This window comes from Streptacidiphilus alkalitolerans (assembly GCF_042511045.1).
GTDB classification, from domain to species: domain Bacteria; phylum Actinomycetota; class Actinomycetes; order Streptomycetales; family Streptomycetaceae; genus Streptacidiphilus; species Streptacidiphilus alkalitolerans.
In genome coordinates this window covers 190098-204143 of sequence record NZ_JBHEZX010000014.1, presented here as the reverse complement: position 1 = coordinate 204143, position 14046 = coordinate 190098, and the positions used below count along the sequence as shown (strand labels likewise).

Sequence of the window (14046 nt, the reverse complement as noted above, 5' to 3'; positions counted from 1 at the left end):
TGGGGGCCGGCGGACCCTGGGCTGACGATTCGTCAGTCCCGGACGCTGGTGCGGCCGAGGGCGTTGCCGATCGCGCCGTAGACCACGGCGGGCAGGCCGTAGACCAGCAGCGCGTGCAACTTGCTGTTGTGGACGTCGCCGAAGAGCCCGCGGGACCAGCCCGACAGCCAGTTGGCCGCCTGGTGGAACCAGTTGACGACGTTGTTGCCGGTATTGGCGTCGAAGAGATACAGCACGAACCAGATCACGAGGATCAACGCGCATATGTACAGCGCGAGCCCGATCAAGCGTACGAGTCCACTCATGCCTTGGTCCCTTGCCGCGATTCGGCCACACAAACCGCCTGGCGGCGGCGGATGCTAGCGTGCGGCTTCCGGACGGGAAGGGGACGTGGCAGTGGCTGGGGCGGTAGTGGGGCGGTTCGGGCACGAGCGGTATCTGGCGGCGGTGCAGGCTGAAAGCGAGCGCTTCGCCGAGGCGGTGGCGCAGGGGGATCCCGAGGCCCGGGTGCCGAGCTGTCCGGACTGGAGCCTGGCCGAACTGTGCCGGCACCAGGGGCTGGTGCACCGCTGGGCGACCCAGGTGGTGCGGACCCGGGCCCAGCGGCGGCTGGGCTTCGACGGGCTGCCGGACCAGGTGCCTCCCGCCGACCCGGCCGGACAGGCCGAGTGGCTGCTGCGGGGCGCGGCGGACCTGGTCGGGCTGCTGCGCGAGAGCGGCACCGACACCCGGGTGTGGGGCTGGGCCGACGAGCAGCACACCGGCTGGTGGGGCCGCCGGATGGCGCACGAGACCCTGGTGCACCGGATCGACGCCGAGTTGACGTTGGATCAGATCGGGCCGGTGGAAGCCGAGTTGGCGGCTGACGGGATCGACGAACTGCTGCACAACGCGCTCGCCCCGGCCGCCCTCGCCTACCCGAACCGGGGGAAGCTGCGCGGCGAGGGCGGCACCCTGCACCTGCACTGCACCGACGTCCACGGCGAGTGGCTGCTCCGGCGCACCCCGGACGGATTCGCCTATGAGCAGGGCCACCACAAGGCGGACGCGGCGGTCCGGGGCCCGGCGGCCGAACTGATGCTGCTGCTCACCAAGCGCCTGCCGGACGGCCGCAACGACCTCCAGGTGTTCGGGGACCACAGCCTGGTCGCCTTCTGGCTGGACGGGCTGACCCTCGACTGAGCGGTGGCCCGGTGCTCCGCGGCGGAGGTCAGAGCACCAGCTCGGCCAGGGTGCGCAGGGTCAGCGGGTCACGGGCCGTCAGCAGCAGGTCGGTGACCGGGCTGGCGTGCCAGGCCGCGAGCCGGTCGGCGATCCGCTCGCGCGGTCCGACCAGCGAGATCTCGTCGGCGAAGGCGGCCGGGACGGTGGCCACCGCCTCGGCCTGACGGCCGTCCAGGAACAGTTCCTGGATCCGGCGGGCCTCGGCCTCGTAGCCCATCCGCGCCATCAGGTCGGCGTGGAAGTTGCGGCCTCGGGCGCCCATGCCGCCGATGTAGAAGCCCAGCATGGCCTGGATCGGGGCCAGGCCCTCGGCCACGTCCTCGCAGACCCGGGCCTGGACCAGCGGGGCGACGGTGAAGCCGGGGCGGGCGGCGGCCAGCGGTTCGGCGTAGAGGCCGGAGCCGTCGGCGGTGGGGGAGAAGTAGAGCGGGAGCCAGCCGTCCGCGATCCGCACGGTCTGGGCGATGTTCTTCGGGCCCTCCGCGCCGAGCAGGACCGGCAGGTCGGGCCGCAGCGGGTGCAGGATCGGCTTCAGCGGCTTGCCCAGGCCGGTGCCGTCGGCGCCGGGGTAGGGGAGCGGGTGGTACGCGCCGTCCAGGGTGACCGGCTTCTCGCGGCGGAACACCTGGCGCACCACGTCCACGTACTCGCGCACGGCGGTCAGCGGGGAGCGCGGGAAGGGGCGGCCGTACCAGCCCTCGACCACCTGGGGGCCGGAGAGGCCGAGACCGAGCAGCATCCGGCCGCCGGAGAGGTGGTCCAGGGTCATCGCGTGCATGGCGGTGGCGGTCGGGGTGCGGGCTGCCATCTGGGCGATGCCGGTGCCCAGCTTGATCCTGCTGGTGCGGGCGGCGATCCAGGTCAGCGGGGTGAAGGCGTCGGAGCCCCAGGCCTCGGCGGTCCAGACCGAGTCGTAGCCGAGGCGTTCGGCCTCGACGGCGAGGTCGAGGAAGTGCGGGGAGGGCGCGGCGCCCCAGTAGCCGAGCGCGAGTCCGAGGCGCATGGTGGAGGACCCCCAGGATCTGATGGACCGTCAGGTTCGGTAGGGGGATCGTAGGTTGCCGGAGGTCAAGCCACAACACGCAGGGCGGGCCGGGACAGTCAGCACTGCGACTGTCCCGGCCCGCCCTGCGTGTTCTGCAGTTCCGCTATCCGCGCTGGATGCCGGAGGTGTCGGCGAGCAGGCCGCGCCTGCCCTCCTGGGTCTGGGTCAGCAGCGCGTCCCCGTGCTGGGCGATCGCCAGGTACCAGGTGCCGGGCACCAGTTCGCCGACGGACGGGCCACTGGCGTCGTCCTCGGGGGCGAGCGGACGCGCGGCCGGGACGGCGAACCAGAACGGGGCGAACGCGGGTCCGGCAGCGGCCTCGGCGGCCGGTGCGGCCGGGGTCGCCTCCGGCTGCGGGGCCTCGGGCCGGCGCTTCGCGGCCGGGGTCAGCATCGCGGTGGCGTGGTCCTGGTGGTCGTCCTGGTCCTGGTACTGCGCCGGCGGAGCGTCCTGCGGAGTGGCGGCCGGAGCGGGAGTCGCGGCGGGCGCGGGGGCGGCAGCCGCCGGAGCGGGGGCCTGGGCCTGCGGCGCGCCGAACTGGCCGCCGAAGGACGGGCTCTGCTGCGGGTAGCCGTATCCGGCGCCCGGCTGCGGCGCGGCCGGTGCCTGCGGCCCGGTGAACGGCTGGCCCGGCTGGGCCTGCTGCACCGGCTCGCCGTGCTGGAACTGCTGCTGCGGGTACGGGTACTGGCCGGACTGCTGGCCGGGCTGCTGCCCGTACGCGGGGTAGCCGCCGGGGCCGACCTGCGGCCCGGTGGGAGCGTTCGGCAGCAGCGGCGCCTTGAGCGCCGGGACCAGCGGGGTGGCGATGACCGCGCCCGCCAGCACCAGGGCGAACAGGAAGGCGAGGTACGCGCCGAAGCCGTGCCCGGTGCCCGCCCCGCCGCCGAACAGCGACCAGAGCGCGCCCCAGAACGCGGCGACGGCCAGCACCGTTCCCCAGTGCTCCAGGGTGATGCCGGCCGGCTTCGGCGCCTGCGGCAGCAGCCGGCTGACCAGGATCAGCGCGGCGGCGATGACGCCGAGGAAGAACACCGAGGGCAGCAGCGGGAAGAAGGCAGAGTGCCAGGCGTTGGCGCTGAACGTTCTGGTCCCGAATCCGTACGATTCGCTGGTGCTGTAGAAGGGCAGGAACGAGGAGATCAACAGCAGGAGGGCGGCGCCCGCGACTGCTGCGTCCCCCCTGGTGACGGTTCGGAGGTTCACCGTGAACGAGCCCTCTCGTGAGTGGTGGTGCGTGCGGGACGAAAGTACGGAAGGCCCTTAGCGTACGGTGTCCGCGCCGCTATGGGCATGTCTGGATCAGTTCAACTCAACGCGCCTTCTCGGTAAAGGCGGTGAGCCCGGCGGCGATGCCCTTCGCGGCGAGCTGGCGCCAGGAGGCGCTGGTCATCCTGGCCGCGTCGGTGGCGTTGCGCATGTTGCCGCACTCGATGAAGACCTTGGGGACCTTCGACATGTTCAGACCGCCGAGGTCGCTCCGGGTGTCCAGGCCGGTGCCGCCGTTGATGTAGTTGGCGAAGGGCTCGGCGGTGGCGCCGTGGAACGCGGAGCGCACGTCCAGGCCCAGGGTCCGGGACGGTGCGACGATCGCCAGGTTGTCCGCCGCGCCCTGGTCCACACCGGCCGGGAGGATCACATGGAAGCCGTGGTCGCTCGCACCGGCGCCGTCGCCGTGGATGGAGATCGCGGCATCGGCGTGCGCGGCGTTGCCGATCGCCGCACGCTCGGTGACGCAGGGCCCCCAGGCGCGGTCGCCGTCCTGGGTGAACACCACCTTGGCGCCCTCGGCCTGGAGGATGGTCCGCACCCGGCGGGCCACGTCCAGGGTGAAGTTCGCCTCCGAGTACCCGGCGTTGGTCGAGGTGCCGGTGGTGTCGCAGTCGGTGCTGCCGTTGCCGATGTTAACCCGGGCGTTGATCTTGCTGGTGTAGTGGACGTTGCCCGGGTTGTGGCCGGGGTCGATCACGATGGTCTTCCCGGCCAGCACCTTGCCCGCGCCCGGCGTCGGGGCCAGCGGCTTCGCCTTCTGGGTCGGCGAGGGCAGCGGGGTCGGGGTGAGGCTGGTCGCACCGCCGGTCGCGGCGCCCGCCGAACCGCCCGCCGCAGCGGGTGCGCTGCTCTGGCCGCCGAGGGCCGGGGCCCCGGTCGGCGCCCCGGCCGCGTCCGCGGTGCTGTGCTTCCCGCCCCCGTCGCCCGCGACCGCCTGCCAGCCCAGCCACCCGGCGAAGCTCAACGGCACCATCGCCGCCAGCACCACGGCGACGGTCGCCGTCCGCATGCCCCTGCGGCCGGGCTGGGGGGCGTCGTACTTGTCCAGCGGGTGTTCAGATGGCACCGGCTGACCTCTCATTCAGACCGTAGGTGGTCGCAATCGGGTTCCAGGCCGCGACGAAGGAGTTCTTGTCGTTGGTGGCGCTGTTGTTCGCCGCGGTCGTCCTGTTGTAGGTCGCCGTGTGCGGGGCGTTGCCGGGGGTGCAACCGCCGCCGCTCATCTCCTGGGCCCACTGAGCGTAGTCGTTGTCCGCCTCGGCCGACTCCGACCAGGCCCGGCTGAGGGTCTTCATCGCGTCGGCGGCCCCGTCCAGCTTGGACACGTCCAGCGCCGCGGCCTTCTGGGACAGGCTCTGCCGGGTCTGCGCCGCCTTGGTCAGCTGGGTGGCGGCGTCGGCCACCGACTGCTCGCTGCTGCAGCTCTCGACCGTGGCGACGGCGCTGCCCACCTGCGAGCGGGCCTGCGCGGACTGGTCCAGCAGCTGGTCCACCGCCGTGGCCTGGGCCTGGGCGTCCCCGTCGGCCGAGGCCGAGGCGGACGCGCTGGCGCTCGCGGAGGCGCTGTCGCTGGGCGGCGCGCTGCCGGTGGGCGAGGTGCCGGCGGGTCCGGTGGCGGAGGCCGGGGGCTTGGTGCCGGGCGTCTTGGACTTGCCCAGGCCGATCCCGTACACCACGCCCACGCCCAGCAGCGCGGCGACCACGACCACCAGTACGCCCAGCAGCAGCGGGTTCATCCGCCGACCGCCGCCCGCGCCGGGGTCGCCGGTGCCGTCCGGGCCGCCGGGACCGCCGCCCTGCGGGTACTGCCGGTCGTAGGAGTACGGCGGCGGGACGGTGGGCGGCGCGCCCTGCGGCTGGTAGGGCTGTCCTTGGTACGGCTGACCCAGGTACGGCTGGTCCTGGTAGGGCTGCCGCTGGGGCGCGGGGCCGGTCGGGCCGGTCGGGGCCTGGCCGCCGGGCGGGGGGCCGTAGCCGTCGGGCCGGTACATCGGGGTGGCGGACTGCGTCGGCGGCTGCGGCGCGGCCTGCGGCGGCTGGTACGGGGCCGCGCCGTACGGGTTCTGGGCCGGGGCGGCGCCGAAGGCCCCGGCGGGGGCGGCGGGGGGCTGCTGGCCGGGCGCCTGCAGGGGGGAGATCTGGGTGGGCGGCGGGGTCACCTGCGGGAGGTCCCTGGCGGTGGGCAGGTAGGGGCGGCCCATCGGGGGGTTCAGCTGGGTGGGCGGCGGCCCGGCCGGGGTGGGCGGCAGCACCGAGGTCGGCTCGTCCCCGCTGGGGGCTTCGGGCCGGCCGGCAGCCGCGGGCCGGCCGGCGGCCTCGGTGACCGCGTCCGGGCCCGCGCTGCCGGGGGCGGCGTCGCGGTCGGCGGGGTCGTCACCGTCCTGGGCGGCGTCCGGGGCCGGCTGCTCGGGTGACCTTGCCCACATCGCCGCTGTTTTGGGGTCGCGGCGGCGGACCCACCCGCCGGCGCCGTCCCTGGCCGTGGGGTCCCACACCGCCGGTGCGCTTTCCTCCGCATCGGCCACAGCCGATCCCTCCCCACATTGCTTCGTTCGCCTGCGCTGCCACCTGCTCTGCTGCGGCCACCGTACCGAAGGCCGACCGGGAGCGAAGGCGTTGTCCGAGTTCAGGGCCCGCGCGGGCCGGGTGTCTGGCAGGGTGCGGGCGGGGCACGGTCGGCCTGCGGGCGGGGCCTCAGCTCCGGCGCAGCACCCGCAGCGAGCCGGTCGCCGAGACCTCCTGGAAGCCCTCGTCCAGCGCCCGCAGATAGATCCGGTACGGGGCCTGGCCGCCGTCCGCCGGGTCCGGGAAGACGTCGTGGACCACCAGCAGGCCGTCCGCCGCGAGATGCGGGACCCAGCCCCGGTAGTCGGCGGTGGCGTGCTCGTCGGTGTGGCCGCCGTCGATGAACACCAGCCCGACCGGGCTGCCCCATACCGCCGCCACCTGCGGAGACCGTCCGACCAGGGCGATCACATGGTCCTCCAGGCCGGCCGCGCGCAGGGTCCGGCGGAACCGGGGCAGGGTGTCCATCAGGCCGACCTCGGGGTCGACCAGCGAGGTGTCGTGGTACTCCCAGCCGGGCTGCTGCTCCTCCGAGCCCCGGTGGTGGTCCACGGTCAGCGCGACCGTCCCGGCCCGCCGGGCGGCGTCGGCCAGCAGGATGGTGGAGCGCCCGCAGTAGCTGCCGACCTCCAGCAGCGGCAGCCCGGTCCGTCCGGCGGCGTCAGCGGCGGCCGCGTACAGCGCCAGCCCCTCGTCCACCGGCATGAAGCCGGTCGCTGCCTCGAAGGCCGCCAGTGTTCCGGCCGAGGGCGCCTCCGCCGGGGCCGCGTCCGCCGCCTGTGCCGTGTCCGTCATCCGCTGTGTCTCCTGTGCTGTGCCGACGGGGCCCGTCCCGTCCGTTCGGACCCTACTGGACGCCGCGAGCGCGGGTCAGGGCCCGACCGCGGGTCGGGGCTCAGTCGAGCAGTTCGGTCATGGCGACGCGGGCCGGGGCCAGCTCCCGGTCGATCGCCGCGGACTGCTCGGGGGTGACCCGGACCGCCGCGTCGGTGACCGGCCGGCTCCGGGTGAAGGCGAGGCGCAGGTGGACCGGCGGATGCGCCTGGTCGGTCGCCCGGTCGGTCAGCTCGGCGGCGATCACCCGCCGGTCGCGCTCGGTCCGCGGGAGCGAGGCGAAGTACCCGCGGAGCTCGTCCCAGAAGTCGGCCATCGGCTCGGGCAGGGTTCCGCCCCTGGTCACGCGCTGTGCGGCGCGGTGCCGCAGCAGCGCCTGACGGTGTTCCAGATGGGCCTGGAAGGCGGACTGCAGCGGCAGCGTCTCCAGCAGTCCGGTCGCGCCCGCGGTGCCGCCGAGCCGGACCGCGAAGGCGTCCGCGAGGTACTCGGCCCGGCGCTGGGAGTGCCGGGTCAGCCATCCCAGCAGCCGGTACAGCAGCTCGACCACGCCGTTGAGCCCGGCCATCAGGAACCGGGTCGCCACCGCGGCGATGGCGACCAGGCCCTGCGGGTCGGACACCCGTTCCGGGACGGTGAGGTCGTGCACCGAGCGGAGGATCTGCAGGGCTCCGCCGACCCACAGGCCGCGGCGGACGTCACCGTTCGCCCCGTGCCCGAACTCGTGGCCGAGCAGCGCGGTGCGCTCGGCCGGGTCGAGGATCTCCCACAGCGGCAGGCCGAGGGTGAGCACCGCCCGGCGCCGCACCCCCACCCGCTGGTAGGAGGCGTTGAACCGGGGGTCGATGACGATCAGTTCGGCCCGGTGGGTGTGCAGGGCGTCCGCGGTCCGGTCGGCGAGGGCGTAGAGCTTGGGCGCCGTCGCGCGGTCCAGCGCGAAGCCCTGCTTGCGGGCCGACCGCAGGGTGCCGAGCCGCGGGCGCAGCAGGATCGCCGCCGAGACGAACACCAGCAGCCCGAACAGCTGGATCGGCCAGCCGTGCTGCAGCACCATCCAGCCGCCGGCGACCAGCAGCGCCAGGGTGGACAGGTGCACCAGGCCGGCCAGCGCGAACGCGGCGGCCCCTTTGCCGTCCAGGCCGGGGCGCTCCACCGGGCCGGTGCTGAGCTGCTGGAACAGCTGCTGCTCGGCGGCCTGGTTCAGCCGCAGCGAGAAGCCCTTCCGGGCCCGCCCCTCGGTCTCGGGGAGCGGGGCTGCGGCGCCGGGGACGACGTTCCATCGGCAGGCCGTGCACCAGCGGGTGAAGCGGGGGCTGGTGGTCAGGGCGGAGCCGCACTCGGGACAGGTCGCGGTCTCGGTGGCCGGGGCGGTGCTGATGGGAGGGGTGATCACGGACGGATGATGTCGCATCGCCGGGTTCCGGCCAAAGGATTTTCGGGGCGGGGGTTCCTGAAATGTGGAACACGTTCTAATCTGACGGTGCGTCAGCCACGGGACCGAAGGGAAACGCATGGCCATCGGGATCACAGAGGACCACCGGGTGCTGGGGGCGGCCGTCCGGAAGCAGCTGGAGCGGGAGGTCCCGGGGGCGGTGGTGCGGGCGTGGTCCGACGGGGCGCGTGTGGGGCGCGCACCGTGGTGGGACGGGCTCGCCGGGCAGGGGCTGCTGGGCCTGCACCTGTCCGGCGAGCACGGCGGCGGCGACGGCGGGCTGCTCGACCTCGCCGTGGTGCTGGAGGAGGCCGGGCGGGCGGTCCTGCCGGACGCCTATCTGCCGACCGTGCTGGCCTCGGCGCTGCTCGCCGCGACCGGGGCGGGGCCGCTGGCGAAGCGGTTGCTGCCGGCCCTCGCCGACGGCGGTCGCACCGCCGCCGTGGCGCTGGAGCCGGGCGGGCTGAGCGCCGCCGCCGAACCGGGCGGCTGGCGGCTGACCGGACGCACCGGCCCGGTGCTCGGCGGCGACCGGGCCGAACTGCTGCTGCTGGCCGCCGCGACCGAGGAGGGTCCGGCCTGGTTCGCGGTCGACCGGGAGCAGGTGACGGTCCGTCAACTGCGGGCGCTCGACCTGACCCGGGGGCTCGCCGCGATCGAGGCGGACGGGCCGGTGCTCGCCGAGGAACAGCGGCTCGTGGTCGCCCCGGAGACGGTGCGCCGGCTCGCCGGGGTGCTGTTCGCCGCCGAGGCCTGCGGCATCGCCGGCTGGGCGCTGGACACCGCCGTCGCCCACGCCCGGGTGCGGGAGCAGTTCGGCCGTCCGATCGGGCGGTTCCAGGCGGTCAAGCACCTCTGCGCACAGATGCTGGTACGGGTCGAGCGGGCCCGCGCCGCGGTCTGGCAGGCGGCCCGCGACCCGGCGCCGACGGACGGTGGGATCGCCGCCGCGACGGGGGTGGAGGCCGCGTTCGAGAACGCCAAGGACTGCGTCCAGATCCTCGGCGGCATCGGCTTCACCTGGGAGCACGACGCGCACCTGCGGCTGCGCCGGGCAGTGACGCTGCGTCAACTACTGGGTTCGGAACAGGTCTTGTATCGGGAAGTGGCGCAACTGGCCGCCGCTGCCGGGTTCCACCGGCCGGGTCTGGAACTGCCGCCCGAGGCCGAGGAGTTGCGGGCCGGACCGCGCGCCGCGGCGGAGTCGGTACGCGGGCTCGACCCGGCCGAGCAGCGGCGCAGGCTGGCCCCCGACGGCTGGGCCGCGCCGCACCTCCCGGCCCCGTACGGGCGGGGCGCGGACGCGCTGCGGCAGTTGGTGGCGGACGAGGAGTTCCGTGCGGCGGGGGTGCGGCTGCCGGATCTGACCATCGGCAACTGGGTGGTCCCCTCGCTGGTCGCCCACGGCACACCGGAGCAGCAGCGGCGGCTGCTGATGCCCACCCTGCGCGGGGAGCTGACCTGGTGCCAGCTTTTCTCCGAGCCGGAGGCGGGCTCCGATCTGGCCTCGCTGCGCACCCGCGCGGTGCGGCTGCCGGACGGCCGCTGGCGGGTGGACGGGCAGAAGGTGTGGACCTCCAGCGCCGCCACCGCCGACTACGGCATCCTGCTGGCGCGGACCGCACCGGAGAAGCCCAAGCACCAGGGGTTGACCTATTTCCTTGTCGATATGCGTACGACGGCAGGAATCGACATTCGACCGCTGCGCGAGCTGACCGGCGACGCGGTGTTCAACGAGGTCTTCCTGGACGGGGTGGAGCTGCCCGCCGACGCGGTGGTCGGCGAGGTCGACGGCGGCTGGCGGGTGGCCCGGCACACCCTGGGCAATGAGCGGGTCCACATGTCCGACTCCAGCCCGACCGCCGAGGCGGTCGTCCGCCTGCTCACCGCCGGCGGCGACCCTTACCAGGAGCGGCTGGGACGCCTGGTCGCGGACGAGCAGATCCTGGCCTGCATCGATCTGCGCAGCGCGCTGAGCAGCCTGGACGGGCTGGATCCCGGCGCGGGCGGCAGCGTGCGCAAGCTGGTCTCCGCCCCGCACTCGCAGCGGGTCGCCGAACTGGCACTGGAACTCTGCGGCCCGGCGGGCGCGGTGTACGAGGGGCTGGGGGAGCAGGTCGGCCACGCCTTTCTGATGTCGCGCTGCCTGACCATCGCCGGCGGGACCACCCAGGTGCAGTTGAACGTCGTGGCCGAGCGGATCCTCGGCCTTCCGCGGGACTGAGAAGAGGGACCGTCCATGCCTGAGAAGACCTATCTCGTCGGTGTCGGAATGACGAACTTCGAGAAGCCCGAGACCCGGGACTGGCAGTACTGGGACATGGCCCGCGAGGCCGGCACGGCCGCCCTCGCCGATGCCGGGATCGACTACGGGCTGGTCGAGCAGGCCCCGGTGGGCTTCTGCTACCAGCAGTCGACGGCCGGTCAGCGCGCCGTCTACGAGCTGGGCCTGTCCGGGATCCCGGTCTACAACGTCAACAACAACTGCGCCACCGGCTCCTCCGCGCTGATGATGGCCCGGCAGTTCGTGGCCGGCGGGATCAACGACTGCGTGCTGGCGCTGGGCTTCGAGAAGATGAGCCGGGGCGCGCTGGGGGCGGGCGCCGGCGCGGGGGACTTCGCGGCCAGCCCGCTGGCCCGGCACTACGGGGTGATGGCGGCCGGGCACGGCTTCGAGCGCACCCCGCCGACCGCGCAGATCTTCGGCAACGCCGCCCGTGAGCACATGGAGCGCCACGGCACCACCGCCGAGCAGCTCGCCCTGGTCGGAGTGAAGAACCACCGCCACTCCGCCGCCAACCCCCGGGCCCAGTTCCGCGACGTCTACACCCTGGACGAGGTGCTGGCGTCCAAGCCGATCCACGACCCGCTGACCAAGCTGCAGTGCTCGCCCACCTCCGACGGGGCCGCGGCGGCGGTCGTCGCGAGTGAGCGCTTCGTCCGGGAGCACGGGCTGCGGGACCGGGCGGTGGAGATCCTGGGCCAGGCGATGACCACCGACAGCGAGGAGAGCTTCGCCTCCGGCTCCTGCATCGACGTGGTCGGCACCCCGATGAGCCGGGCCGCGGCCCGCGCGGTGTTCGAGCAGTCCGGGCTCGGCATCGAGGACGTGGACGTGGTGGAGCTGCACGACTGCTTCTCCATCAATGAGCTGCTCACCTACGAGGCGCTGGGCATGTGCGCGGAGGGCGGGAGCGGCAAGCTGGTCGCCGAGGGCGCCACCGGCTACGGCGGGCGCTGGGTGGTGAACCCGTCCGGGGGCCTGATCTCCAAGGGGCATCCGCTGGGCGCGACCGGCCTGGCCCAGTGCGCCGAACTGGTGTGGCAGCTGCGCGGCGAGGCGGGGGAGCGGCAGGTCACCGGAGCCCGGGTGGGGCTCGCCCACAACATCGGCCTCGGCGGCGCGGCCGTGGTGACCATGCTGCGGCGCGGATAGCCGTCCGGGGCATGGGCAAGGGAGGCTTGATGCGTTATACCTGACGCATAGTCAGATATAACACGTTCTACAAATAGACTCACGGAAGCGGCCGGGCGACTGAGCCGCCGTCCGTGCAGAGCGGCCCCGGCGCGTCCGACGGTGCGGACGGTCGCGTCGGGGTCCACCAACCGTTCGCCGAACCTGCAGAGCTGGAGAGTACAGATGCCCATCGACGCTGCCACGGCCCTCGCGGCACCGCCGCGTACCAACGACATCGCCTGGGACAGCAAGGACGTCCTGCTCTACCACCTGGGCGTCGGCGCGGGCGCGCACCGTCCGGCCACCGATCCGGACGAGCTGCGGTACACCTATGAGAAGGACCTCCAGGTCCTCCCCAGCTTCGTCACCGTCGCCGGCGGCGGCCTGGCCAAGGCCGGGGTGTTCACCCTGCCCGGGCTGCGGATCGACCTGTCCCAGGTGCTGCACGGCGGCCAGCGGATCGAACTGCACCGGCCGGTCCCGGTGGCCGGCAGCGGGGTGCTGACCAGCAGGCTCGCCGCCGTGTACGACAAGGGCAAGGCCGCCGTGCTGGTGATGCGCAGCGAGGCCGCCGACGACCAGGGGCCGCTGTGGACCTGCGACACCGAGGTCTTCGTCCGCGGCGAGGGCGGCTTCGGCGGTGAGCGCGGCAGCAGCACCAGGACCCCGCCGCCCGAGCGCGTCCCCGAGTGGGAGCAGGAGGTCCCGGTCCGGCACGACCAGGCGCTGCTCTACCGGCTCTCCGGCGACTGGAACCCGCTGCACGCCGACCCCGACTTCGCCAAGCTGGCCGGCTTCGACCGCCCGATCCTGCACGGGCTCTGCTCGTACGGGACCACCCTGAAGACCGTGGTGGACACCGCCCTCGGCGGCGACGCGAGCCGCGTCCTCTCCTACAGCACCCGCTTCGCCGGGATCTTCTTCCCCGGCGAGACGCTCCGGGTCCGGATCTGGGACCTGGGCGGCGGGCGGCTGTCCGTCACCGCCACCGCGGTGGAGCGGGCCGACGCGCCCGTCCTCGCCGACACCGTCCTCACCCACCAGTAGTCCCGCCCACACGATCCACACGATCCAGACCTTCCAGACCTTCCAGGGGAGCAGCCATGCGCGCAGCAGTCCTGCACGAGACCGGCCAGGAGAAGCTCGAGGTCCATGAGGGAGTCACCCTCCCCGTCACCGGCCCGGGGAAGGTCAGGGTCCGGATGCGGGCCGCGAGCCTGTGCCACTCCGACCTGTCCGCGATGAGCGGCGTGCTGCCGCAGCCCGCCCCGTTCGTGCCCGGGCACGAGGGCTCGGGCGAGATCACCGAGGTGGGTGAGGGTGTCGAGGGCCTGGCCGTCGGCGACCACGTGGTGGTCTGCTGGATGCCGCCCTGCGGCGCCTGTCCCAGCTGCAAGCGCGGCGAGGGCAACCTCTGCCTGGCCGGGTTCGCCAATATGGGCACCCCCAACTACCACCACGACGGCACCGACATCTTCGGCTTCTCCGGCACTGGCACCTTCGCCGAGGAGAGCGTGGTCGCGGCCGGCTGCGCGGTGAAGCTCCCGGACGACGTCCCGTTCGAGATAGCCGCGCTGATCGGCTGCGGGGTCACCACCGGTGTCGGCGCGGCGATCCACACCGCGAAGGTCGAACCCGGCTCCTCGGTGGTGGTGATCGGCTGCGGCGGTGTCGGCATCGCCGCGATCCAGGGCGCACGGGTCGCCGGCGCGGCCCAGATCGTCGCCGTCGACCCGGTCGCCTCCCGCCGGGAGTGGGCGCTGCGCTTCGGCGCGACCGAGGCGGTCGCCCCGGACGGGCTGGCCGAGGCGGTGCAGCGGCTGACCGGCGGCGAGGGCTTCGACTACGCCTTCGAGGTGGTCGGCAAGTCCGCCACGGTGCGCACCGCGTACGACGCGATCCGGCGCGGTGGCGCGCTGGTCGTGGTGGGCGCGGGGGCGATGGACGACATGGCGCAGTTCAACATGTTCGAGCTGTTCTTCAACGAGAAGCGGATCCTGCCGTCCCTGTACGGCGGGTCGGACGTGCTGCGGGGCTACCAGACGGTGATCGACCTCTGGCGGGCCGGACGGCTGGACCTGGAGGGCATGATCACCCATCACGTCCAGCTGGAGGCGGTCAACGACGCCGTCCAGCAGATGCGCAGCGGCGAAGCGCTCCGCACCGTCATCAACCTCTGACCCCACCTTTCAACAGCCTTTGAACAGGAGTCAACC

12 protein-coding genes are annotated in these 14046 nt (G+C 73.7%); 5 read left to right on the top strand and 7 right to left on the bottom strand.

The features are described 5' to 3' along the window. Window positions 1-32: 32 nt before the first annotated feature. A complete protein-coding gene (locus ACEZDG_RS27915; protein ID WP_380514404.1) occupies window positions 33-305 on the bottom strand; it encodes a hypothetical protein in 273 nt (90 codons plus the stop codon). A gap of 91 nt (window positions 306-396) precedes the next feature. Between ACEZDG_RS27915 and ACEZDG_RS27910 the strand changes: the two genes are divergently transcribed. Beyond that, the gene (locus ACEZDG_RS27910) at window positions 397-1182 is read left to right on the top strand and encodes a maleylpyruvate isomerase family mycothiol-dependent enzyme (RefSeq protein WP_380514402.1); all 786 of its coding nucleotides are present in this window, start codon (window positions 397-399) and stop codon (window positions 1180-1182) included. A 28-nt stretch (window positions 1183-1210) separates the two neighbouring features. On the opposite strand, the gene ACEZDG_RS27905 is transcribed toward ACEZDG_RS27910, so the two are convergent. The 6 genes from ACEZDG_RS27905 to ACEZDG_RS27880 all read right to left on the bottom strand — a co-directional run bounded on the left by ACEZDG_RS27905 (window position 1211) and on the right by ACEZDG_RS27880 (window position 8334). Continuing rightward, window positions 1211-2227 carry an LLM class F420-dependent oxidoreductase gene (locus ACEZDG_RS27905; protein ID WP_380514400.1) on the bottom strand — a complete coding sequence of 339 codons (1017 nt, stop codon included), beginning with the start codon at window positions 2225-2227 and terminating at the stop codon, window positions 1211-1213. Between the two features lie 145 nt (window positions 2228-2372). Continuing rightward, on the bottom strand, window positions 2373-3476 hold the full coding sequence (locus ACEZDG_RS27900) for a hypothetical protein (protein WP_380514398.1): 1104 nt from the start codon (window positions 3474-3476) through the stop codon (window positions 2373-2375). Window positions 3477-3582: 106 nt separating this feature from the next. Beyond that, window positions 3583-4608 carry an N-acetylmuramoyl-L-alanine amidase gene (locus tag ACEZDG_RS27895; RefSeq protein ID WP_380514396.1) on the bottom strand — a complete coding sequence of 342 codons (1026 nt, stop codon included), beginning with the start codon at window positions 4606-4608 and terminating at the stop codon, window positions 3583-3585. Further along, the gene (locus ACEZDG_RS27890; RefSeq protein WP_380514394.1) at window positions 4598-6067 is read right to left on the bottom strand and encodes a hypothetical protein; all 1470 of its coding nucleotides are present in this window, start codon (window positions 6065-6067) and stop codon (window positions 4598-4600) included. Before ACEZDG_RS27890 ends, ACEZDG_RS27895 begins: the two co-directional genes overlap by 11 nt. 169 nt (window positions 6068-6236) lie before the next feature. Further along, complete coding sequence (locus tag ACEZDG_RS27885; protein ID WP_380514392.1) at window positions 6237-6902, bottom strand: class I SAM-dependent methyltransferase; 666 nt, start codon at window positions 6900-6902, stop codon at window positions 6237-6239. Between the two features lie 100 nt (window positions 6903-7002). After that, window positions 7003-8334, bottom strand: coding sequence for a M48 family metallopeptidase (locus ACEZDG_RS27880; RefSeq protein ID WP_380514390.1), 1332 nt, complete (start codon window positions 8332-8334; stop codon window positions 7003-7005). Between the two features lie 118 nt (window positions 8335-8452). On the opposite strand from ACEZDG_RS27880, the gene ACEZDG_RS27875 reads away from it, so the two are divergent. The 4 genes from ACEZDG_RS27875 to ACEZDG_RS27860 all read left to right on the top strand — a co-directional run bounded on the left by ACEZDG_RS27875 (window position 8453) and on the right by ACEZDG_RS27860 (window position 14010). Continuing rightward, complete coding sequence (locus ACEZDG_RS27875) at window positions 8453-10597, top strand: acyl-CoA dehydrogenase (protein ID WP_380514389.1); 2145 nt, start codon at window positions 8453-8455, stop codon at window positions 10595-10597. 15 nt (window positions 10598-10612) lie between these two features. After that, entirely contained in the window at window positions 10613-11809 is a 1197-nt protein-coding gene (locus ACEZDG_RS27870; RefSeq protein WP_380514387.1) for a lipid-transfer protein, read from the top strand. Between the two features lie 204 nt (window positions 11810-12013). Continuing rightward, window positions 12014-12877, top strand: coding sequence for a MaoC/PaaZ C-terminal domain-containing protein (locus tag ACEZDG_RS27865; protein ID WP_380514386.1), 864 nt, complete (start codon window positions 12014-12016; stop codon window positions 12875-12877). 56 nt (window positions 12878-12933) lie between these two features. Beyond that, a complete protein-coding gene (locus ACEZDG_RS27860) occupies window positions 12934-14010 on the top strand; it encodes a Zn-dependent alcohol dehydrogenase (RefSeq protein WP_380514384.1) in 1077 nt (358 codons plus the stop codon). The last annotated feature ends 36 nt before the right edge of the window (window positions 14011-14046 follow it).

Excerpts from the sequence above, each read along its gene's own strand:
- ACEZDG_RS27915 (WP_380514404.1), bottom strand. The coding sequence starts at position 305 with ATGAGTGGACTCGTACGCTTGATCGGGCTCGCGCTGTACATATGCGCG.
- ACEZDG_RS27905 (WP_380514400.1), bottom strand. The coding sequence starts at position 2,227 with ATGCGCCTCGGACTCGCGCTCGGCTACTGGGGCGCCGCGCCCTCCCCG.
- ACEZDG_RS27885 (WP_380514392.1), bottom strand. The coding sequence starts at position 6,902 with ATGACGGACACGGCACAGGCGGCGGACGCGGCCCCGGCGGAGGCGCCC.
- ACEZDG_RS27875 (WP_380514389.1), top strand. The coding sequence starts at position 8,453 with ATGGCCATCGGGATCACAGAGGACCACCGGGTGCTGGGGGCGGCCGTC.
- ACEZDG_RS27870 (WP_380514387.1), top strand. The coding sequence starts at position 10,613 with ATGCCTGAGAAGACCTATCTCGTCGGTGTCGGAATGACGAACTTCGAG.
- ACEZDG_RS27865 (WP_380514386.1), top strand. The coding sequence starts at position 12,014 with ATGCCCATCGACGCTGCCACGGCCCTCGCGGCACCGCCGCGTACCAAC.
- ACEZDG_RS27860 (WP_380514384.1), top strand. The coding sequence starts at position 12,934 with ATGCGCGCAGCAGTCCTGCACGAGACCGGCCAGGAGAAGCTCGAGGTC.